Here is a 19,455-nt window from a genome sequence, read left to right as displayed (position 1 = left end):
TGTTCAGAAGAATCCTTGTCACGATACCCACGGCCCCTCCCCCGCGGTGCGGACAGACCGTGTGACTACTTCCACGCCCGCAAACACGCTGAGGTTGTCACAAATCGGGGGTCTGTCCGGTCGATCCCAACCAATGATCCCGTCCGTTCGCTGTCGTAGGAAGACCCATGTCTTCGCTCGGACACCAGCTCACCACGTCTGTCCCCGTGGTGGGAAGCGGTGCGTCAGGCCTCCGAGCGGCCATCGAGGCCGGTGTCGCGGTCGTCGTGGTCACCCAACGGGCCCGCGAAGACGCCCCAGCCAGTGCGGCGTGGGACGACGCCGAGTGGGCGCCCGCCCCTGCCCGCCTTGGCGACACCAGGGAGCGGCACTCGGCTGACACGTCGCGGCGTGGTCCGGGACGAGGCCGGTCTCGTCGCGGGATTGACCGCACTCGACGAGGTCGAGACCCGGACGGCGGACATCGGCGTGCACATCGACGTCGGCGGCTTCTCGGACCTGGCGCACGCCTACGACCTCAGATCCGCCGTGCTCGCCGCCCGGGCGACCCTCCGATGCGCTGGGGAGCGGCTCGGGCCCCGGGGCTGCCACCACCGGTCCGGCCGCCCCGGCGTCGCGCCCGCCCTGACGGACGCCATGGTGTGGTCCGCGACGAACGGTGTGCGCCGCACACCGTTGTGGCCCGCCCCGACCGGAATCACCGAGCCGTGGCGCGACGCGTCCGACGATGCCGGACCCGCCGTCCGAGGGCTGATCGACAGCGGCGCGAAATCTTTGTGCGCCGCCTTGTCACAGATTCCGGGGCCGACCGGTCAGGAGGGTACGAGCCATCGCGGCCGGTGCCCTGGACGAGGTCTTCGCAGACCCACCGGGCACCGTGCGAGATCAGTGAAGGGAAAGTCCATGAAGGTCGTAGTGATCGGCGGAACCGGACTCATCGGTTCCAAGGTCGTCTCCAAGCTCAACGAACACGGTCACGAGGCGGTGCCAGCCTCCCCGAACACCGGAGTGAACACGGTCACCGGCGAAGGCCTGGCCGACGTCCTGAAGGACGCCTCCGTCGTCGTCGACGTCTCCAACTCCCCCTCCTTTGAAGACGACGCGGTGATGGAGTTCTTCCGCGCCTCCACCACCAACCTGCTCGCCGCGGAGGCCGCCGCCGGCGTCACGCACCACGTGGCTCTGTCCGTCGTGGGCACCGACCGCCTCCAGCAGGCCGGCTACTTCCAGGCCAAGCAGGTCCAGGAGGACATGATCCGGGACTCCGGAGTGCCGTTCTCGATCGTCCACGCCACGCAGTTCTTCGAGTTCGCCAAGACCCTCGCGGACTCGGCGACCACCGGTGACACGGTGTCCGTCGCCCCCATCAAGATCCAGCCCATCTTCTCGGGCGACGTAGCCGCGGCCGTCGGCCGCACGGCGGTCGGCACTCCGGTCAACGGAATCGTCGAGGTCGCCGGCCCCGACACCTTCACCCTGGAGGACTTCATCCGCCAGGGCCTCGCGGCCCACAACGACCCCCGCACCGTCGTGACGGACCCGAAGGGCCTCTACTGGGGCGCCGCTCTCAAGGAGTCCGACCTGCTGCCCGGCCCCGACGCACAGCTCGGCGAGACGCACTTCGCCGACTGGAGCAGCAAGCAGTAACGGCGCCCACGGCCCCGAAATCGCAGCAACAACACGTCAGTTCACCTCCCATCACTCGACTCACAGGATCCCTACATGGACGCGCGCATCAACTACTTCGGCAACGCTCTCGCGGCCAAGGTCATGAAGCACCTCAACTCGGCCGCGGCCGCTGTGCACTCGGCCCTGCCCGTCGCCACCCAGGAACTGGTGAAGATCCGGGCCAGCCAGATCAACGGCTGCGGGTTCTGCACCGACATGCACACCAAGGACGCCGTCGCCGCAGGTGAGGACCAGCAGCGGCTGCACCTGGTCGCCGCCTGGCGCGAGGCCACCATCTTCACCGACGCCGAGCGCGCGGCGCTGGAGATCACCGAGCAGGGCAGCCGCATCGCCGACGCCGCGGGCGGGGTGTCGGACGAGGCCTGGGCCAACGCCGCCAAGCACTACGACGAGGACCAGCTCGCCGCGCTGATCTCGTTGATCGCGATCATCAACGCCTACAACCGCATCAACGTCATCAACCAGCAGCCCGCCGGCAACTACAAGCCGGGCATGTTCGGCTGACCCGCCCGCTCCGGCCCCGCCGGACGCCCACCGTCCGTCTCCCGCTCGCCCCGGCCCACCGAGCGGGAGACGGACCCTCGGACACCCCCGCGTCCACACGACGCCACACCGCAAACCACACCACCCCCGGGGTCCCACGCGAAGGCCCAGCCGCGAACCACCGCACCCCGGGCCCACGGGACGCGCCACCCCTGAACCACCGCCCCCCGGGCCATACGCGACGCACCACCCACGCACCGCACCCGTGCGTCCACGAGAAACCCGACCCGCCGCACCCGCTGCCCGGCACGAACGCACCGGCCGCCTCCTGGCCCACAGTCCCAAGGAGACGACATGCACCCCTCCCCCGCCCCGGGCAACCCGGCCTTCCTGCGCATCGCCAGCGCCCGTGGCCGATGGACCCTTCTGGCCACCGTGCTCGGCTCCAGCGTGGTGCTGCTCGGCTCGACCGTCACCAACGTCGCGCTGCCACACATCGGCGACGACTTCGACGCCGACCTCACCGCACTCCAGTGGACCGTAAACGCCTACATGCTGACCCTGGCGGGACTCATCCTGCTGGGCGGCTCCCTGGGCGACCGCTTCGGCCGACGCCGCATCTTCGTCCTGGGCATCATCTGGTTCGCCGCAGCGTCCCTGCTGTGCGGGCTGGCTCCCGACACGACCACGCTCATAGCCGCCCGCGCTCTCCAAGGCGTCGGCGGCGCGCTGCTCACCCCCGGCTCACTGGCGATCATCGAAGCCTCCTTCCACCCGGACGACCGACCGCGCGCCATAGGCCTGTGGTCCGGTTTCGGCGGCATCGGGGCGGCACTCGGGCCGTTCCTCGGCGGATGGCTCGTCGACGGCCCCGGCTGGCGCTGGACCTTCCTGCTGACAATCCCTCCGGCGCTGCTGTGCGTGCCCCTGGCACTGCGCCACGTCCCGGAGTCCGTCGGCAGGCCCCAGCAGCCCACCGTCGCGGCCGGTGCCCACACCCCCTCCCGGCGGGGCTTCGACCTCGCCGGTGCGGCACTGGGCGCGCTGACGCTCGCTCTGGCCACCTACGCGCTGACCGAAGCCCGTTCTGGCGGCCCCGTCGCCCTTGCCGCGGCCGCGGGCAGCATCGCTGCCGGGACCGCGTTCCTGCTGGTGGAGCGGCGCAGCAGCGACCCGATGATGCCCCTGTCGATCTTCTCGTCGCGGACGTTCACGGCCATCAACCTGATCACCCTGTGCGTCTACGCCGGGCTGGGCGGGTTCTTCTTCCTGACCGCCCTGCAACTGCAGCTCGTCGCCGGCTACTCGGCACTGGCGGCGGGCGCCGCCATGTTGCCGAGCACGGTGCTGATGCTGCTGTTCTCCGCCCGTTCCGGGACGCTCGCCCAGCGCCTGGGACCGCGCATCCCGCTCACCGCCGGCCCCGTGGTGTGCGGGGCGGGCATGCTGATGACGGCGCGGGTGGGCGCACACTCCTCCTACTTCGCCGACGTTCTGCCCGCCCTGTTGGTGATGGGCACGGGCATGGTCATCATGGTCGCTCCGCTGAGCGTGACGCTACTGGCCTCGGTCGAGGCCGCCGACGCGGGCCTGGCCAGCGGGATCAACAACGCGGCCGCACGCGCAGCCGGGCTGGTCTCCGTGGCCGCACTGCCGCTACTGGTGGGCATGAGCCCGGACGCCTACCGCTCCCCCGAGTCCTTCGACACGGCCTTCAACCGGGCCATGCCCCTGTGCGCGGGCCTGCTGGCCATAGGCGCGGCGATGGCGTTTGCTCTGCTGCGCGAGACCGCCGACACCTCCAACGCACGGCACGGCCGGGCGCACGGCTGGCTGATGGAGCCGCCGCTGGTGTCGCGCTTCGCCCATCACCGGGCTCTCGACTAGGCCGAGCGCCGAGATGCCCCGGCCGGGGCGCATGTACCAGCCGGTTCCCGCCACGTCCCCCGGCGGGAACCGGCTTCGTCCGTAGGCTTGGGCCGGCCCTGCGGGTCGGCACAACATCAAGCCCCGCCCCCTTCGTCGCAGCACAGATGAAGCACCGCCACGTCGTCCCGTAGCCCGCCGAACGGAGCGGCCAGCAGCGACACGCTGCGTACCAGGGCGTCGACGAACGTCTGCGCCTCCAGATGCGCGAGCCGACCGGCCAGCCTCAGCAAGCCCTCCTCCCCCAACCGCCCGCCGCCCGTACGACCTTCGTAGAGTCCGTCGGTGAACAGCACGATGCCGTCCCCGTCCGGCATCGCCATCTCGCTCTCACGCCAGTCCCCTTGCCCGGGGAAGAGGCCCAGCGGGAGACCCGGCGGCGGCTCCACCCAACGGACCTCTCCCTTGTGCCGGTGCAAAAAGCCCGGATGGCCGGCGGTGACCGTCCGCAGGGTGCGGCGGTGGGGCGACAGGACCAGGGACACCACGGTCGCGTAGGTCTCTTCCTCCGCTCGCTCCTCGGTCAGGATGCGTTCGAGCAGATGGAGTTGCTCCAGCTGGCTCTGCCCGCACAGCACGGCCGTGGGCCAGGCCAGGCGCAGGTGGACACCGAGGGCGGCTGCGGCGGCACCGTGCCCGGATACGTCTCCCATGACCACGTGGGCGCTGCCGTCGTCGCCGCGGACCACATCGCAGAAGTCACCGCCCAGCAACGTGTGCGCGCGACCCGGCGCGTAGTGGAAGGCGGTCGTGAAGCCCTCTGCCCGCAGCGTCAGGTCGGGCAACAGGCCCCGTTCCAGCACGGCGTTGTCCCGGGCGACCTCCTCGCCCGCCACGGTGCGACCCGCGACGGCACGTTGCAGAGCGACCCAGATCTTCCGGCAGAACTCGTCGGGAGCGCTGCGGCGATGATCGGCCCTGCCCTGCACCGAGCCGGCGACGGAGCGGAAGGCGTGGGACGCATGCGTGCCCTCGAGAACGAGCACGGCCGCGTCGGGGGCGTGGCGGCGTACCCGGGTGACGACGTCGGCCAGGGTCCGGCCGGCCGGTGTGCTGCCCACCAGCACGCACAGCGGGCCGTGGGTGCCGGACGGGCGGCATCCTTCCTCGACGCTCGTGTGCCAAACCAGCGCATCGGCCAGCCGGTTCGGAAGCAGCCGCCGGACGTGGACCGCGTCCTGTTCGTCCTGGGACCACAGAACCACGCGGAGGTCGCGGCAGAAGGAGAAGTCCCCACGGGGACGGGCCTCGCGAGCCCGATGTCCTCCACAGCGATCGACGGCCGCAACGTCCGGCCTCGGAATGGGGATGCTCATGTCTGGTCTTTCGTGCGGCGAGAGGCGATGGCGGCTCCAGGCACGAGTGTCGGCGGCTCGCGGAACGCACACCCTTTTTCTCCTGCCTGGCCCGATCTGTTCGCTCAAGAGACAGGCGCACACACGTATCTGTGACACCAAGATCTCCATCCACGAGCCGCGCCGCGGCAGTTGAGGGGGACAGCGGCAACAGGCCGATTCGCTGTCACGAACCGGGGCGCTGTCCAGTCAATGAAGAAAGGGCGGAACTCCTCGCGGAGCCCCACCCACTTGTGCCGCCATCGCCGCCGCCAGAGAACGGAGAGGAGACGTCATGTTCAGCACCCGCAGAGACTCCCGCACCTGGTTGGTCGGGCTGCCGTGCCGGTCGGCCGACTCCCGGATCGTCTGGCTGTACTACGTCGTCGGCGAGGCGTCGGACAGCGCCGAAGCCGTGTGCGCAGCGGTGCGCCGGGCCAACAGTGCCTCCGAGCGGGACGCCCGGGGCCAGCTGCCCGTGGAACTCGATCGCACCGAGGTGCGGCGAATGCGACAGCACATCCTGGGCGACTTCGCCCTGGAGGCCTGCTGAACCCAGGACGTGTCAGCAGCGGCCCCGCGCCGGGACACCCGCCCCGCTGTGGACGCCTCCGGCTGTCACAAGCGCGCCCCCTGTCCGGTCAGTACGGGGATTGGTGTCCCACACGATCCGAGGAGGACCGGGAAGATGTCCCAAGGCGTTGATTACCAGGCGGACCCCGCCACGGTCGCGGCGTCGCTCACGGCCGAGGCGACGGCTCTCGAGGGGCGGCTGCGCCAGCTCCGTGAGGCCGTTCACGTCGTGAACACACGTATCGCGTCCATTGCCGAGTCCCTCCAGACCCTGCGCGGCACCGCGACTCCACACGGCGCAGGTGAGCGTCGCTCCGGATCTCCGGAGGACGCCCTGCCTCGCGGTTGAACACTGCACGAGCCTCTCAGGCCCGCGCCGGCACCTCCTGAAGCACCCATTCGTTGCCGTCCGGGTCGCTGAACTCGGCATAGGAGTGATAGTCACGACGCTGCGGGTCGGGTCCCTCGACCCGCTTCTCATCGGTGCTGCGGTGGAACACACCGCTCGTGTCATGGAAGATTCCGCCGGTCACCACGCCCCTCGCGTCGAGTTCCCGGCAGGCCTGCTCGATGTCGGAGACGACGAGGTGCAGGCCCCGCACCGAGCCTGGGGCGGCCGCGGTGACTCCGGTCCCGAACAGGATCGAGCACGCCGATCCCGGGGGCGTCATGTGCACCACGCGATAGGAGGCGTCGATGGCATGGTCGGCATCCAGTCGGAACCCGACGGCCTCGTAAAACGACTTCGCCCGGTCGACGTCCGAGACGGGCAGTACCAGGACGGCCAGCTTGAGCTGCATGACGTCGGCGCTCTCGCCGGCGGGCGGCTTGCCCGCCTCGGCTGACGCGCCCTCGCCCATAGCGCCGGTGTCGTCCACCTCCTCGATCTCCACCCGATACCGGTGGATCCCGGCCCGCAGACCGTGGGCCACGACGGTCCAGCCCTGCACCACGCGCCACATCGCGTCGGTGCCTTGCAGGTACGTCCCATCCGGCGCGGCGGCGGCCTGCAGTTCGGCATCCAGTGCCGGCTGCCGTTCGTGCGGCACGTGGAGTTCCAGGGCAAAGCGGCGCAGCGACCGTGTGCTGTGCGCGGCCTCCGCCGCGGGCAGTGGTACGGCGGCTATCTCGCGGAGCCCGCCGAGCAGGGTGACATGCAGCACCGTCATGAGATTGTCACCCGGTTCCCGCCCGTGCCGGCCCGCACGATCATGAGTGGTCCCCGTCGTTGACCCAACTCATCAGCTTGCGCAGCTGCTTGCCGGTGGTCTCTAGCAGCAGTTCGGAGTCCTGCCGCTTGTACTCGGCGTACTTCTTCAGACCGCCGTGGTACTCGGCCATCCAGTTCTCGGCGAATGAGCCGTCCTGGATCTCGGCGAGAACCTTCTTCATCTCGGCCTTGGTGGCGTCGGTAATGATTCTCGGGCCGGTGACGTAGTCGCCCCACTCGGCGGTCTCGGAGATCGACCAGCGCATCTTCTCCAGGCCGCCCTCGTACATGAGGTCGACGATCAGCTTCAGCTCGTGCAGGCACTCGAAGTAGGCGATCTCCGGCTGGTAGCCCGCCTCGGTCAGCGTCTCGAAGCCTGCCTTGACCAGGGCTGACACGCCACCAGCGAGCACGGCCTGCTCACCGAACAGGTCGGTCTCGGTCTCCTCGGTGAAGGTCGTCCTGATGACACCCGCACGGGTGCCACCGATGCCCTTGGCGTACGACAGGGCCAGCGCGAAGGCGCTTCCTGTTGCGTCCTGCTCGACCGCCACCAGACACGGAACGCCGCGGCCCTCCTCGTACTGGCGACGCACCAGGTGGCCCGGACCCTTGGGGGCGACCATGCATACGTCCACGTTCGCCGGCGGATCAATGAAGCCGAAGCGGATGTTGAACCCATGCCCGAAGAACAGTGCGTCGCCGTCCTTCAGGTTCGGGGCGATGTGCTGCTTGTAGATCTCACCCTGCAGCGGGTCCGGGACGAGAATCATGATCACGTCGGCCTCGGCAGCGGCTTCCGTCACCGTCACCACACGCAGGCACTTCTCCTCGGCCTTCGCCCAGGACTTGGAACCCTCGTGGAGCCCCACGCGCACGTCCACACCCGAGTCACGCAGCGACAGCGCGTGGGCGTGACCCTGGCTCCCGTAACCGATGACCGCGACCTTGCGGCCCTGGATGATGGACAGGTCGGCATCGGTGTCATAAAACAGCTCGGCCATGGCAATCCCCTCGCTCGTAGCCGCCCGCATCGAACCGCGGGGAGAAACACCCGAGGTCGAGCGACAACCGAAACACTATCTCATTCAATGTTGTCACACGTATTGCACTGTGCGAGTTCAGCAAGTAGGCGACGCATCCTCGAAGGAGCGCCGGAAAACCCGCTGAACTCCAGCTTCAGGGGCCCACGGGCGTGCCGACGACCCCAACGCACGGTGCTTTCCAGCGCCGCGTTGCCACCACCCACGTCGCATTGGCGAGCAGGCGAGGGCGCGACCAATGTCCTGCGTCCGGGCCCGGACCGTCGTCACACCGCCCGTCTCCAGGACCGTGCGCAGCGGAACGCCGGTGCGGTGCAGCACGGCCGCCATGCGGGCGTCGTCGGGGTGGATGACTCCGTAGACCTCAGGTACGCCCAACACCATGGCGAACCGGCCGAGTTCTTCCAGGAGCCGGGTGCCCAGCCCCCTGTTCTGCCAGGTGTCCTCCACCAGCAGCGCTGCCTCGGCGTCACCGCCGTCCGACAGCAGATGCCCTATCGCGACGAGCCGCTCCCGCGAGTCCTGCACCGCCAGGTGCACCGAGTGGGATCGGGACAGCAGCGGCCCCAGGTAGGTATCGGGGTCGCCCATGGCCCGGTGGTAGCGATGCCACCGGGCGGCGGCGGAGCACCGGCGGTGCAGAGCGGCCACACGGGGTTCGTCGTCCTGGTCGACGCGCACGATCCGCAGTCCCTGTCGCATGTCCCTCTCCCTCGCCCTCGGCACACCGCCAGCCGGCTTTGGCCCACTCAACAGACCGCGAGACGCAGGCCGTTGTGACGTGCGCCGGTGCCATTTCCCGAGGGGCTGTCACATACGCCTGCACCCCTCGGTCTTCTCTGCGAGAGCGGGTCGGGCCCGCGGGACCGCCCGAAACGCGCGGCTCTCGCGCGTCCGCCCTCAGCGACTTCGAGAAAGGCGGTTCCATGCCGATCGGCTCATTCACAGTTCTGGACGCCGGACCCTTCGACGGGGTGGACCCCGACGACCACGTCAGGGCGGCCATGCAGTGGCACTTCGCTCCCGAGACGGGGTCCCGGTACTGGCTGGAACGGGTCGACCGGCTCGCTTTCGACCCCCGCCACGACGTCAAGGGCGTGGCGGACCTGGCGCTCTTTCCCGATCTGACGGACGAGCTGCGCGATGTGCAGGTGTCCGATCTCGTCCCCCGCGGCTACGGTCCGCAGGCCCGACCACTGCACGTGTTCGAGAGCGGCGGCACGACCGGGGCACCCAAGCGGGTCGTGCAGATGGACGACTGGGCGCGGCACGGCAGCGAGCAGGTGACCCGCCGGCTCCGGGACCACGCACTGCCGGTCGGCGCGCTGTGGCTGACCGTGGCGCCGACCGGCCCGCACCTCGTGGGCGATGTGCTGCAACGGGCCGCGGCAAGTCTCGGCAGCCCCGGGCTGGGGGTCGACATGGATCCCCGCTGGGTCAAGAAGCTCATCGCCGCGGGCCGTCGCGACGAGGTCGACGCCTACACCGACCATCTCGTGGACCAGTGTCGGCGCATCCTGCTCGGCCAGGATATCGGTGTCATAGCGGCCACCACCCCGATGCTGGAGCGCCTCGCCCGGGACAGCGACCTCGTGGAGGTCATCAACGGCAGAGCCCAGGCGATCATCTGGGGCGGCACCCACATGGATCCCGACACCCGGGACCTGTTGCGGACCGAGGTGTTTCCCGACGTGCCGCTGATCGGCATGTACGGCAACACCATGATGCTCACCGCGCTTTTGGAGCGGGTCGGTCTCTCGGCGTCGGAGCCGTGTGTGTTCGACCCCGCCTCGCCATATGTCTTCATGCGCATCGTGGATCCCGACACCGGGCAACAGGTGGCGGAGGGCGAGCGGGGCCAGGTGGTGGTGAGCCACGTCAGCAAGTCCATGCTGATCCCCAACAACAGGGAGCGGGACACCGCGTTGCGCATCCGCCCGGCTGACGGCCACGCCGGGGACGCCGTCGCCGACGTCGCGCCGGTTCCCGCCGTCGAGGGTGAGACGGTCATCGAGGGTGTCTACTGATGGCCCCCGTACCGACCACCGAGCCGCTGCACCTCGACGCCCTGGGCCCGCGGGGCACGTACCGCACACGTGTGCCGAGCACGGTGACCGACGTGGCCGGCGCACCGATCGCGCGGCTGAGTCTGGTTCCGCCGCTGTACGTGGCTCGGGCGATCGACGCCCTGCGCCAAGCGCCGCCGATCGCCGCGGCCGACCTGGAGACGGTGTTCGCCACCGCCGGGGAGGCCTTCGCCGCGGGCACCGTGGGGGGCTTGAGCGTCCGGGAATACGAACGTCACGTCAGCCGGACCTCGGGCACACCGCTCGCCGTGGTGCGCGCCGCGACCCGGGGCACGGCGCACTTCGTTCGGCACGCCGCCTCGTCCGCCGACCGTGGAAGGCCGCGCGGCGCCGCCCGCGACCTCAGCGACCACGTCCTGCATGAGACGCACACGGTGTGGGCGCGTCAGGGCGACGTGTTCGCCGTCAACGCGTCCGGCAACCATCCCGGCGTACACCGTGTCTGGCTGGAGGCACTGGCGCTGGGTTACCGCGTCGCCGTGCGCCCGTCCCGGCGCGAGCCCTTTACCCCCTACCGGCTCGTCGCGGCACTGCGTCAGGCGGGAATCCGGGACGACCAGCTCATGCTGCTGCCCACCGACCACGCGACCGCCGACACGCTCGTCCACGGCGCGGACCGGGCCGTGGTCTACGGCGGCGACGACGTGGTGACCAAGTACGCGCACGACGCGAGGATCCTGCCGCAGGGGCCGGGACGGTCGAAGATCCTCATCACCGCGGACACCGACTGGCGTGACCATCTGGACGCCCTCGTCGCGTCCGTCGCCGGCGAGAGCGGCACCGCGTGCGTCAACGCCACCGCCATCCTCGTCGAGGGCGACCCGGCCCCGCTCGCCGAAGCCCTCGCGGCACGTCTGGCCGTCCTGCCCAGCCTTCCCCCGCAAGACGAGCGGGCCCGTCTGCCGGTGTGTCCGAAGGAGCGGGCGCGGGCCCTCAGCGCGTATCTGAAAACCGTGGCGGCCGGGACGCACGCCTGGCTCGGCAGCGGCGGGATCGCCGACGACCTCCGAGACGGCAGCGCCGTGCTGCGCCCCGCCGTGCACCAGACCGCGAGCGCCAGCGCCCCTCAACTGCGCACCGAACTGCCCTTCCCCTGCGTGTGGATCGCCCCCTGGACCCGCGCGGACGGCATGGCGCCGCTGCGCAACACGCTGGTGCTGTCGGCACTGACCCGGGACCGGGACCTGTGGGAGGCCCTGGTCGCGGAACCCAGCATCGCCAACGTGTACTTCGGCGACCAGCCGACCCACTGGATGTCGCCGGGCGTCCCCCACGACAGCTATCTCTCCGATTTCCTGATGCGGAGCAAGGCGGTGTACGAGGGCCCGGTCTGAACGGCGCTCGCCTCCTCGGCGCGGGCCTGCCGTGAGCGGCGCCCGCCCCTCGGGAGGGCGACGGCCGTCGCTCCGGCCGTCCGGCGCGGTGGTCCGCGGTCACACTCAGCGCATGACCGCGCGCCTCCGCGTCTTCGCCGTGCCGGGCGCGGGCCCGTTTTTCTTCCCCGCACTCAGTGAGCGTTTCTCATCCTGAGCGCCAGGCGATCTCGATGGCGTGAACGGCGGCGACCGCTTGCCGACCTGACGATGATTCAGCCCAGCAGGTCGCGGATCTCCCGGACGAGGTCGATGGAGGTGTCGATCTCCAGTTTGCGGTTGGTGAGGCTCTCGACGTTGATCCCGAAAGGCAGGCCGAGGCGGCGGCAGTACGCGATCAGGGCCCGGGCGTTGAGGAGGCACTGCTCGTACGACGCGGCGAGGGGGTCGCCGCGGGTGATCTCGGCCTGGAGCCATCGCGGGACCTCGATGCCGAGCCAGGTCATGAACTCCAGGGTCTTCACCGACCCGCACGGGGCCAGGGTCAGCACTACCGGCTTCGGGTCCAGGCCCTGGTCGCGGCAGCCGTGGGTGTAGTCGGAGAGCATGTTGCGGGTGTGGTCCAGGTCGTAGCAGACCTGGGAGACGAAGAACTCGCAGCCGGCGTCCTGCTTACGCAGCATGCGTGCGTGCTCCGTCCCCGAGGCGGCGTGCCGTTCGGCGATGACCACGCCGCCCATCCGCGGCGGGAGGGAGAACCCGGCATGCCGGCGGTAGGCCTCGGGAAGGCTCGTCCGGACCACCTGGTGCCGGGAGGCCGCGCCGACCAAGACGGTCAGCACCCGGTCGCGGTCGGCTTGCGACCACCAGCGGTCCAGCTGGTCGCCGGTGTACTTGCCCACGGCGCGGTAGACGATCACCGGGCCGGCCCAGTCGGCGAGGTGGCCGTCGAGGAAGTGGGCCGGGTCCATCATCGGCATGAACGGGAACGGTCGCGGGGCCTCGGTCCGGTCGGCCTCGGCGTCCACGTCGTAGAGGATGAGCCCGTCGACCGGCACCGACCGGAGCCGGGTCAGGGCCGCGGCGGCGACGGCGTCGGCCTGCTCGGGGGTGGTGGTCTGCCGTGGCGGGGTCAGGCCGAAGAGCAGGACGCCGTCACGGGTGCGGTCCATGAGCTCGGCGGCTGTCACGGTCTCGGGGGAAGCCATTCGTGCATTATTTCATCCCACGAACGCTTCTGATCTTGTGGTTCGCGGGTGGTGGCGACTGGCGGTCGGGGTCCGTAACGCGGCAGGGCTCCTGGTCGTTGCGCTGGTGATCTCACTCGCCAACGTCTCGACATAGGAGCCCTGTTGGTCCCGTATCGTGCCATGCTCGACGTCCCTCACGAGGTCGTTGAGCACGTTTCCTGGCTCATCTACGCCCGAAGGTGTGAGGTGAGCTCCCACTGGCGCAAGCTGGGCTGCTTCAGGCAGGCCCTGCTCGTCCTGGTGCACCTGCGCAAGAACGAGACCCTGGCCCAGGTCGCCGCGGGGTTCGGCGTCTCCACCGCCACCGCCGGTCGGTACGTGACTGAGACTGTCGAGATCCTCGCCGAGCGCGCTCCGAGCCTGCACGAGGCTCTGTGCGAGCTGCCACCAGAGGGGTTCGTCATCCTCGACGGCACCCTGATCGCCACGGACCGCATCGCGGCGGATGAGCCGTACTACTCGATGAAGCACCGCCGTCACGGGATGAACGTGCAGGTCGTGGCTGCCCCGGACGGCAGGCCGCTGTGGTTCTCGCGGGCACTGCCCGGCCGCACGCACGACCTGACCGCGGCCCGCGCGCACGGTGTGATCCAGGCATGCCTGTCCCGTCAGCTCCTCGTCTTCGCCGACCGCGCCTACCGCGGAGCTGGTGCCACTATCCGCACCCCGTACTACGGCCGCGACCTGCCCGAGAAGTACGCCCAGTTCAACCGCCACCACACTCGGCTGCGGGCCCCGGGAGAACGCGCCTTCGCCCGCCTCAAGCAATGGCGAATCCTCCGCAAAGCACGCTGCAGCACCAACCGAATCGGCCGCACGGTCGCCGCCGTTCACGCCATCGAGATCGCCTGGCGCTCAGGATGAGAAACCCTCAGTGGGGCAAGACCAGCATCACGGCCGTCCCGAGCGCCATTGCCCCTTCGCTCACGTGCTGTGACGGCGTCGCCGCCGCGGCACGGCGGGCCGCGCTCACGGCCGAGCGCAGTGAGGGCATGGGGCGGGTCAGCGACCACAGCGCATACGCCAGCAGACAGGACGCCAGCGACAGCGTGATCACGGAGCCGCCGAGGGGGTCACCAGCGTCCAGAGCACCGGGCCCGGTGGAGTGCGCAGCCGAATCGAGGTGTGCGTGCGCCGGTCCGGTCCCGGTGTGCGGCACGCGCAGCATCCAGGCCATCGCGGCCATACCGGCCGCGTGCAGCCGGTGGGTCATTGCCGCCCTCCTGCTGGCCTCCCGGCGGCCGACAGGTAGGACAAACCACACCGCGCCGGCGGTGAAGACACCGCCGGCGACGGCAGCGGGCCCCGCGCGGAGGTCGATCCAGGGCATCGCCGCCATGGACACGGCCATGGCGGCGGCTAACAGTTGGTCCACCCGGGCGCCGAACCCGGTCCTGGGGGACCCGACGCCCGGGGCCATTCCATGCAGGAGCACCGCCACAAACAGCAGCGTCAGCAGGCAGTGCACCAGGAAGACGGGCGTGCCCATGCCGGGTCCGTGCCCGGTCAGGTGGTGGGACGCGGTGCCCGCAGGGGGGCGCGCTCCGCCAGTTCGTTCTCGTCGACCAGTTCCAGCATGGGCTTGCCCGGCGCGCACATCATGGTCACCACGAACCGGGTCCGCGCGTCGGAAAGCGCGTTGCCGTCCTGGTAGTGGATGGCGTCTCCGCCGGGCTCCCAGAAGGTGCCACCCGCCTTCACCACGCGCTCGGGCTCGCCCTCGAGCTCGAAGCGGACCGCGCCCTCGACGACGTAGCCGAAGGCGGGGCCGGAGTGCCGGTGCGGGGGCGTGCCCGGGTCGCCCGGCTCCCACTCGACGAGAATGGTCATCGCCGACGCCCCCTCCGGGACGGTGATCGGTGCGGCGTCCTGGAGCAGCTTCGCCGCCGTCATCCAGCCGGCGGCCCCTTCCTTGTCTCCGTGCCCGTGGTGGCCGTGGGCGGAGTGGTCGTGTGCTGTCGTGTTGTCCGACACTGTGTTGCACCTTCCGTAGGCGTGAACATCGTTCGTCACTGGTGACCGGGGACCGGGCGCATATGTGACAACCGGCCTCCTCGCACAGTCCTTTCACCACGTCGACCTCGGACTTCCGGAGCATGGGCCGGGCAGCGGCCCGGCGGGCAAATCTGGCGGATCGGGCGCGACGATTGCCACCGTGTGACCGGGAATCGCGAAAGAGATAGCGTGAGCAGATGCGGCCCGCAGCGCGTCCCCTTCCCCCTCGCGCGTAGCATGTAGGGCGCAAAGCCAGAAGGGACGACCCATGCGCGCTGGCGCCCACCCCGACACGTTCGACCGCGGTCTCGACGACTTCCTCTCGGCCAGACCCCGGTTGTTCGGCATCGCGTACCGCATCCTCGGCAGTGCCGTCGAGGCCGAGGACATCGTCCAGGACGCCTGGCTGCGATGGCAGAACACCGACCGCGCGCAGATCCATGAACCAGCCGCCTTCCTGAGCACGGTCACCACCCGGCTCGCGATCAACCTGGCCCAGTCCGCGCGGGTACGCCGGGAGTCCTACGTCGGGCCTTGGCTCCCCGAGCCGGTCGACACTGCCCAGGACCCGCACCTGGGGGCGGAACGCGCCGAGGCGGTCGAGCTGGCGGTGCTGTTGTTGATGGAGAAGCTCAACCCGATCGAACGCGCCGCCTACGTGCTGCGGGAGGCGTTCGACTACCCCTACCAGCGGGTCGCCGACATCCTGGAGACCAGCGACGCGAACGCTCGGCAGCTGGTCAGCCGGGCGCGCAAGCACCTGGGCGCCGAGCGTAAGGAGCGCGTCAGCCCCGCGGCCCACCGGAGTCTGCTCGAAGGCTTCCTCTCCGCCGCGCGCACGGGAGATCTCTCCACCCTGGAGGACCTGCTGACCGCGGACGTCGTCAGCTATTCGGACGGCGGCGGCATCCGCGGCGCGTCCAGGATCCCCGTCATCGGCCGCGATCACGTCTCGCGTTACCTGGCTGCCTTCGCCCCGCGGTTCTGGCCGGATGCCGAGACCCGGTTCGTCGAGGCCAACGGCCGGCCCGCCGTGCTCGTCGCACGGGACAACGCCCCGGTGGCCCTGTTGTGCGTGGACGCCTCCGAGGCCGGCATCGAGCGCATCATGTGGGTGATGAACCCGGCCAAGCTGAACCCCTACGTCCTGTCCCTGGGGGCCTGACCCGCCGGTCCGCCGCACGCACCGGGCCCGGGCGGTTCACCACGGGAACCACAGGTCGGCGTCGACGGCCTCCTCCTTGCGGGCGGCGAATCCGGACAGGTCGTTCTTGACCGCGTGCTGCGGGGGCAGGGCCGCGACCACACGATGGTCGGCCCGCCCGGTGCCCTCCCTCGGCGCGTCGCGGAAGTACTCGGAGTTCACGGACCGGTACTGCGCCCACTGTGCCGGCAGGTCGTCCTCGTGGAAGACGGCCTCAACCGGGCAGACCGGCTCGCAGGCGTGGCAGTCGACGCACTCCCAGGGGTTGATGTACAGCGTGCGCTCGCCCTCGTAGATGCAGTCGACTGGGCACTCGATCACACACGCCCGGTCCTTGACGTCGACGCACGGCTCCGCGATGACGTAGGTCATCGTCCCCACCTCCCCTTCGCCGGCCGGCGGTTGCGGATCGCACGGCCTTCGTGCGCCCCGCCGGTGTGCGCTATGACCGGCCCGGCCGCCGCGGTGTTACACCGACACGGGCCCGGGCCAGGGCGGCGGTGTCACAAATCGCCACTCCACCTGGTCGTAGCAGGTGACCACCCCGAGCGATGGGAGCAATCGTGGTTGCCACCGAACAACGTCTTTCCACCACAGTGCTGGTGATCGGCACCGGCGGAGCGGGCCTGCGCGCGGCCATCGAGCTGGCCGAGGCCGGCGTCGATGTCCTCGCAGTCGGCAAGCGCCCCAAGGAGGACACCCACACCTCTCTCGCCGCCGGCGGGATCAATGCGGCCCTGGCCACGATGGACTCCGAGGACACCTGGCAGCAGCACGCCGCCGACACCCTCAAGGAGAGCTACCTCCTCGGCGACCCCCGCACCGCCGAGATCGTCACCCGGGGAGCCGCCCTCGGCATCGACGACCTGGAACGCTACGGCATGGCCTTCGCCCGGGAGGAGGACGGCCGGATCTCCCAGCGCTTCTTCGGCGCCCACAAGTTCCGCCGCACCGCCTTCGCGGGCGACTACACGGGCCTGGAAATCCAGCGCACGCTCATCCGACGCGCGAACCAGCTCGACATACCGGTACTCGACAACGTCTACATCACCCGTCTCCTGGTCCACGACGGCGCCGTCTTCGGCGCCTACGGCTTCGGTCTTGCCGACGGCAGGCGCTACCTCGTGCACGCGGACGCCGTCATCCTCGCGGCCGGCGGCCACACCCGGATCTGGCGGCGTACCTCCTCACGGCGCGACGAGAACACCGGTGACTCCTTCCGGCTGGCCGCGGAGGCCGGAGCCCGGCTGCGCGACCCGGAACTCGTCCAGTTCCACCCCTCCGGCATCATCGAGCCGGAGAATGCGGCCGGGACCCTGGTGAGCGAGGCAGCCCGAGGCGAAGGCGGCACCCTGCGCAACGCGCTCGGCGAGCGGTACATGAACCGCTACGACCCGGTACGCATGGAGCTGTCCACACGCGATCGGGTCGCCCTCGCCTCCTACACCGAGATCAAGGAAGGCCGCGGCACGCCCAACGGCGGGGTGTGGCTCGACGTCTCCCACCTGCCCCGGCAGACCATCATGAACCGGCTTCCCCGCGTCTACCAGACACTGCTGGACCTGCAGATGCTGGACATCACCCGGGATCCCATCGAGGTCGCGCCCACCGCGCACTACTCGATGGGCGGTGTGTGGGTCCGCCCCGATGACCACAGCACGGACGTGCGGGGCCTGTACGCCATCGGTGAGGCCTCCAGCGGACTGCACGGCGCCAACCGGCTCGGCGGCAACAGCCTCATCGAGCTGCTCGTGTACGGCCGCATTACCGGACAGGCGGCCGCCGCCTACTCGGAGTCCCTGACCGCGCAGCCGCGCTCGGCCGCCGCAGTGGCCCAGGCGCGTGCGGAGGTCGACGACCTGCTCGCCGCGGACGGACCTGAGAACGTGCGCGCCCTGCAGCGCGCGATCCGCAACACCATGACCGAGTACGCGGGCGTGGTCCGCGACGAGGAGGGGCTGCGCACCGGGCTGGCGGAGCTGGACGCCATCGAGAAGCGCATGGAGAACGTCGGCGTCCATCCGGACATCGCGGGCTTCCAGGACCTCGCCCACGCCTTCGACCTCAAGTCCTCGGCACTGGCGGCGAGAGCCACACTGGAAGCGGCGCTGGAGCGGCGCGAGACGCGCGGATGCCACAACCGCAGCGACTACCCCGACATGGATCCCGTGCTGCAGGTGAACCTCGTCTGGTCCCCGACCGACGGCATCACCCGCGAGCCCATCAGCCCTGTCCCCGACGAGATCGCGGCCCTGATGGAGGACGTCTCGGCGGACGGAAAGCTCGTCGAATAGGAATCACCCTGCCCGGGAGAAGATTTCCGGCATTTCAAGAAAGGTGTCACAGCTCCGATCAATTCCCGGTCATACCTCGTGCAGGCAGCAGATGAGAATGAGTGAAAGGAACGTCCCCATGAAGGTCGTAGTGATCGGCGGCACCGGACTGATCGGCTCGAAGGTCGTCAGCAAGCTCAACGAACACGGCCACGAGGCGGTGGCGGCCGCCCCGAACACCGGCGTCAACACGCTGACGGGCGAGGGCCTGGCCGAGGTGCTGGAGGGCGCGGCCGTCGTGATCGACGTCTCCAACTCTCCCTCCTTCGCGGACGACGCCGTCATGGAGTTCTTCCGCACCTCCACCACCAACCTCCTCAAGGCGGAGGCGAACGCCGGTGTCACCCACCACGTCGCCCTGTCGGTGGTGGGTACGGAACGACTCCAGGACAGCGGCTACTTCCGTGCCAAGCAGGCGCAGGAGGAACTGATCAAGGCCTCCGGGATCCCGTGGTCGATCGTGCACGCCACGCAGTTCTTCGAGTTCATGAAGGGCATCGCCGAGTCGGCGACCGAGGGTGACACCGTCAAGCTGGCCCCGGTGAAGATCCAGCCCGTCTATTCGGACGACGTCGCCGCCACCGTGGGCCGCACCGCCGTGGGGACTCCGGTCAACGGTGTGGTCGAGGTGGCCGGTCCCGACACCTTCCAGCTGGACGAGCTGATCCGCAAGGGTCTGGCCGCCAAGAACGACCCTCGCACGGTCGTCGCCGACGTGCACGCGCCGTACTTCGGCGCCGAGTTGCAGGAGACCACGCTGCTTCCCGGCCAGGACGCCCGCATCGGCGAGACCCGTTTCGTCGACTGGCTCGCCCAGCAGCAGTAGGCGCGTCTTCATGGGCCTGTCGTTCCACACACCGTGGAACGACAGGCCTATTTCTTGTACGGCGCCGTAGATCAGCCGGCGCCCAGGGCCGATTCCGCATCCGCCCCGATGAGAAAGCGTCAAAGGCACTGTCACAGCGTCCTTGGTCCCTCGGTCGTTGAGGGGGAGACGATCGCCGGGTCTGTGAGC

The 19,455-nt window shown here is 69.9% G+C and carries 18 protein-coding genes and 3 pseudogenes; 13 read left to right on the top strand and 8 right to left on the bottom strand.

Annotated features, from left to right (window positions below):
* Nucleotides 1-167: 167 nt before the first annotated feature.
* The 5 genes and pseudogenes from QF037_RS51320 to QF037_RS48620 all read left to right on the top strand — a co-directional run.
* Nucleotides 168-347: pseudogene (locus tag QF037_RS51320) on the top strand (succinate dehydrogenase); the annotation flags it as partial.
* Nucleotides 304-588, top strand: a pseudogene (locus QF037_RS48635) (succinate dehydrogenase); the annotation flags it as partial. The pseudogenes QF037_RS51320 and QF037_RS48635, both read left to right, overlap by 44 nt.
* Nucleotides 589-903: 315 nt before the next feature.
* Entirely contained in the window at nucleotides 904-1,647 is a 744-nt protein-coding gene (locus tag QF037_RS48630; RefSeq protein ID WP_307037797.1) for an SDR family oxidoreductase, read from the top strand.
* Nucleotides 1,648-1,722: 75 nt separating this feature from the next.
* Nucleotides 1,723-2,193, top strand: coding sequence for a carboxymuconolactone decarboxylase family protein (locus tag QF037_RS48625; RefSeq protein ID WP_307036739.1), 471 nt, complete (start codon nucleotides 1,723-1,725; stop codon nucleotides 2,191-2,193).
* 333 nt (nucleotides 2,194-2,526) lie between these two features.
* Nucleotides 2,527-4,059: an MFS transporter gene (locus QF037_RS48620; protein WP_307036737.1), complete on the top strand. Its 1,533-nt coding sequence runs from the start codon at nucleotides 2,527-2,529 to the stop codon at nucleotides 4,057-4,059.
* Nucleotides 4,060-4,175: 116 nt separating this feature from the next.
* Here the strand turns inward: QF037_RS48620 and QF037_RS48615 are convergent, their stop codons facing one another.
* Nucleotides 4,176-5,303 carry a PP2C family protein-serine/threonine phosphatase gene (locus tag QF037_RS48615; protein WP_307036734.1) on the bottom strand — a complete coding sequence of 376 codons (1,128 nt, stop codon included), beginning with the start codon at nucleotides 5,301-5,303 and terminating at the stop codon, nucleotides 4,176-4,178.
* Between the two features lie 424 nt (nucleotides 5,304-5,727).
* Between QF037_RS48615 and QF037_RS48610 the strand changes: the two genes are divergently transcribed.
* A complete protein-coding gene (locus tag QF037_RS48610) occupies nucleotides 5,728-5,985 on the top strand; it encodes a hypothetical protein (RefSeq protein ID WP_307036731.1) in 258 nt (85 codons plus the stop codon).
* 135 nt (nucleotides 5,986-6,120) lie between these two features.
* Nucleotides 6,121-6,354, top strand: coding sequence for a hypothetical protein (locus tag QF037_RS48605; protein WP_307036729.1), 234 nt, complete (start codon nucleotides 6,121-6,123; stop codon nucleotides 6,352-6,354).
* A gap of 16 nt (nucleotides 6,355-6,370) precedes the next feature.
* On the opposite strand, the gene QF037_RS48600 is transcribed toward QF037_RS48605, so the two are convergent.
* The 3 genes from QF037_RS48600 to QF037_RS48590 all read right to left on the bottom strand — a co-directional run bounded on the left by QF037_RS48600 (nucleotide 6,371) and on the right by QF037_RS48590 (nucleotide 8,960).
* Nucleotides 6,371-6,805: a VOC family protein gene (locus QF037_RS48600; protein WP_307037795.1), complete on the bottom strand. Its 435-nt coding sequence runs from the start codon at nucleotides 6,803-6,805 to the stop codon at nucleotides 6,371-6,373.
* A 409-nt stretch (nucleotides 6,806-7,214) separates the two neighbouring features.
* Nucleotides 7,215-8,219 (bottom strand): ketol-acid reductoisomerase, encoded by a 1,005-nt coding sequence (ilvC, locus tag QF037_RS48595; protein ID WP_307036727.1) that lies wholly within the window; start codon nucleotides 8,217-8,219, stop codon nucleotides 7,215-7,217.
* Nucleotides 8,220-8,336: 117 nt separating this feature from the next.
* Nucleotides 8,337-8,960, bottom strand: a complete 624-nt coding sequence (locus QF037_RS48590) for a GNAT family N-acetyltransferase (protein ID WP_307036725.1) — start codon at nucleotides 8,958-8,960, stop codon at nucleotides 8,337-8,339.
* A 224-nt stretch (nucleotides 8,961-9,184) separates the two neighbouring features.
* On the opposite strand from QF037_RS48590, the gene QF037_RS48585 reads away from it, so the two are divergent.
* The gene (locus QF037_RS48585; RefSeq protein ID WP_307036723.1) at nucleotides 9,185-10,285 is read left to right on the top strand and encodes a phenazine antibiotic biosynthesis protein; all 1,101 of its coding nucleotides are present in this window, start codon (nucleotides 9,185-9,187) and stop codon (nucleotides 10,283-10,285) included.
* Complete coding sequence (locus QF037_RS48580) at nucleotides 10,285-11,679, top strand: aldehyde dehydrogenase family protein (protein ID WP_307036721.1); 1,395 nt, start codon at nucleotides 10,285-10,287, stop codon at nucleotides 11,677-11,679. Before QF037_RS48585 ends, QF037_RS48580 begins: the two co-directional genes overlap by 1 nt.
* A 254-nt stretch (nucleotides 11,680-11,933) precedes the next feature.
* On the opposite strand, the gene QF037_RS48575 is transcribed toward QF037_RS48580, so the two are convergent.
* Nucleotides 11,934-12,866: a methylenetetrahydrofolate reductase gene (locus tag QF037_RS48575; RefSeq protein WP_307036719.1), complete on the bottom strand. Its 933-nt coding sequence runs from the start codon at nucleotides 12,864-12,866 to the stop codon at nucleotides 11,934-11,936.
* Between the two features lie 162 nt (nucleotides 12,867-13,028).
* Between QF037_RS48575 and QF037_RS48570 the strand changes: the two genes are divergently transcribed.
* A complete protein-coding gene (locus tag QF037_RS48570) occupies nucleotides 13,029-13,772 on the top strand; it encodes a transposase family protein (protein ID WP_373463928.1) in 744 nt (247 codons plus the stop codon).
* A 7-nt stretch (nucleotides 13,773-13,779) separates the two neighbouring features.
* On the opposite strand, the gene QF037_RS48565 is transcribed toward QF037_RS48570, so the two are convergent.
* Nucleotides 13,780-14,397, bottom strand: coding sequence for a DUF5134 domain-containing protein (locus QF037_RS48565; protein WP_307036716.1), 618 nt, complete (start codon nucleotides 14,395-14,397; stop codon nucleotides 13,780-13,782).
* 17 nt (nucleotides 14,398-14,414) lie between these two features.
* Nucleotides 14,415-14,801: a cupin domain-containing protein gene (locus tag QF037_RS48560; protein WP_307037793.1), complete on the bottom strand. Its 387-nt coding sequence runs from the start codon at nucleotides 14,799-14,801 to the stop codon at nucleotides 14,415-14,417.
* A 370-nt stretch (nucleotides 14,802-15,171) separates the two neighbouring features.
* Here QF037_RS48560 and QF037_RS48555 point away from each other — a divergent pair, with 370 nt between their 5' ends.
* Nucleotides 15,172-16,068 carry an RNA polymerase sigma-70 factor gene (locus QF037_RS48555; protein WP_307036714.1) on the top strand — a complete coding sequence of 299 codons (897 nt, stop codon included), beginning with the start codon at nucleotides 15,172-15,174 and terminating at the stop codon, nucleotides 16,066-16,068.
* A gap of 117 nt (nucleotides 16,069-16,185) precedes the next feature.
* On the opposite strand, the pseudogene fdxA reads toward QF037_RS48555, so the two are convergent.
* Nucleotides 16,186-16,479, bottom strand: a pseudogene (fdxA, locus tag QF037_RS48550) (ferredoxin); the annotation flags it as partial.
* Nucleotides 16,480-16,670: 191 nt separating this feature from the next.
* On the opposite strand from fdxA, the gene QF037_RS48545 reads away from it, so the two are divergent.
* Entirely contained in the window at nucleotides 16,671-18,401 is a 1,731-nt protein-coding gene (locus QF037_RS48545) for an L-aspartate oxidase (RefSeq protein WP_307036710.1), read from the top strand.
* A 118-nt stretch (nucleotides 18,402-18,519) separates the two neighbouring features.
* Nucleotides 18,520-19,266 carry an SDR family oxidoreductase gene (locus QF037_RS48540; protein WP_307036708.1) on the top strand — a complete coding sequence of 249 codons (747 nt, stop codon included), beginning with the start codon at nucleotides 18,520-18,522 and terminating at the stop codon, nucleotides 19,264-19,266.
* Nucleotides 19,267-19,455: the final 189 nt, after the last annotated feature.

The sequence above is a fragment of the Streptomyces canus genome, from assembly GCF_030815415.1.
In the GTDB taxonomy this organism is placed as follows: domain Bacteria; phylum Actinomycetota; class Actinomycetes; order Streptomycetales; family Streptomycetaceae; genus Streptomyces; species Streptomyces canus_F.
Note: the sequence above shows the minus strand (reverse complement) of the source record. Positions and strands in the feature narration are given on the sequence as shown.

What these genes read in the sequence shown, in the direction of transcription:
- QF037_RS48630 (WP_307037797.1), top strand. Translation starts at nt 904, where the DNA reads ATGAAGGTCGTAGTGATCGGCGGAACCGGACTCATCGGTTCCAAGGTC.
- QF037_RS48625 (WP_307036739.1), top strand. Translation starts at nt 1,723, where the DNA reads ATGGACGCGCGCATCAACTACTTCGGCAACGCTCTCGCGGCCAAGGTC.
- QF037_RS48620 (WP_307036737.1), top strand. Translation starts at nt 2,527, where the DNA reads ATGCACCCCTCCCCCGCCCCGGGCAACCCGGCCTTCCTGCGCATCGCC.
- QF037_RS48610 (WP_307036731.1), top strand. Translation starts at nt 5,728, where the DNA reads ATGTTCAGCACCCGCAGAGACTCCCGCACCTGGTTGGTCGGGCTGCCG.
- QF037_RS48605 (WP_307036729.1), top strand. Translation starts at nt 6,121, where the DNA reads ATGTCCCAAGGCGTTGATTACCAGGCGGACCCCGCCACGGTCGCGGCG.
- QF037_RS48600 (WP_307037795.1), bottom strand. Translation starts at nt 6,805, where the DNA reads ATGCAGCTCAAGCTGGCCGTCCTGGTACTGCCCGTCTCGGACGTCGAC.
- ilvC (WP_307036727.1), bottom strand. Translation starts at nt 8,219, where the DNA reads ATGGCCGAGCTGTTTTATGACACCGATGCCGACCTGTCCATCATCCAG.
- QF037_RS48590 (WP_307036725.1), bottom strand. Translation starts at nt 8,960, where the DNA reads ATGCGACAGGGACTGCGGATCGTGCGCGTCGACCAGGACGACGAACCC.
- QF037_RS48585 (WP_307036723.1), top strand. Translation starts at nt 9,185, where the DNA reads ATGCCGATCGGCTCATTCACAGTTCTGGACGCCGGACCCTTCGACGGG.
- QF037_RS48580 (WP_307036721.1), top strand. Translation starts at nt 10,285, where the DNA reads ATGGCCCCCGTACCGACCACCGAGCCGCTGCACCTCGACGCCCTGGGC.
- QF037_RS48575 (WP_307036719.1), bottom strand. Translation starts at nt 12,866, where the DNA reads ATGGCTTCCCCCGAGACCGTGACAGCCGCCGAGCTCATGGACCGCACC.
- QF037_RS48570 (WP_373463928.1), top strand. Translation starts at nt 13,029, where the DNA reads ATGCTCGACGTCCCTCACGAGGTCGTTGAGCACGTTTCCTGGCTCATC.
- QF037_RS48565 (WP_307036716.1), bottom strand. Translation starts at nt 14,397, where the DNA reads ATGGGCACGCCCGTCTTCCTGGTGCACTGCCTGCTGACGCTGCTGTTT.
- QF037_RS48560 (WP_307037793.1), bottom strand. Translation starts at nt 14,801, where the DNA reads ATGACGGCGGCGAAGCTGCTCCAGGACGCCGCACCGATCACCGTCCCG.
- QF037_RS48555 (WP_307036714.1), top strand. Translation starts at nt 15,172, where the DNA reads ATGCGCGCTGGCGCCCACCCCGACACGTTCGACCGCGGTCTCGACGAC.
- QF037_RS48540 (WP_307036708.1), top strand. Translation starts at nt 18,520, where the DNA reads ATGAAGGTCGTAGTGATCGGCGGCACCGGACTGATCGGCTCGAAGGTC.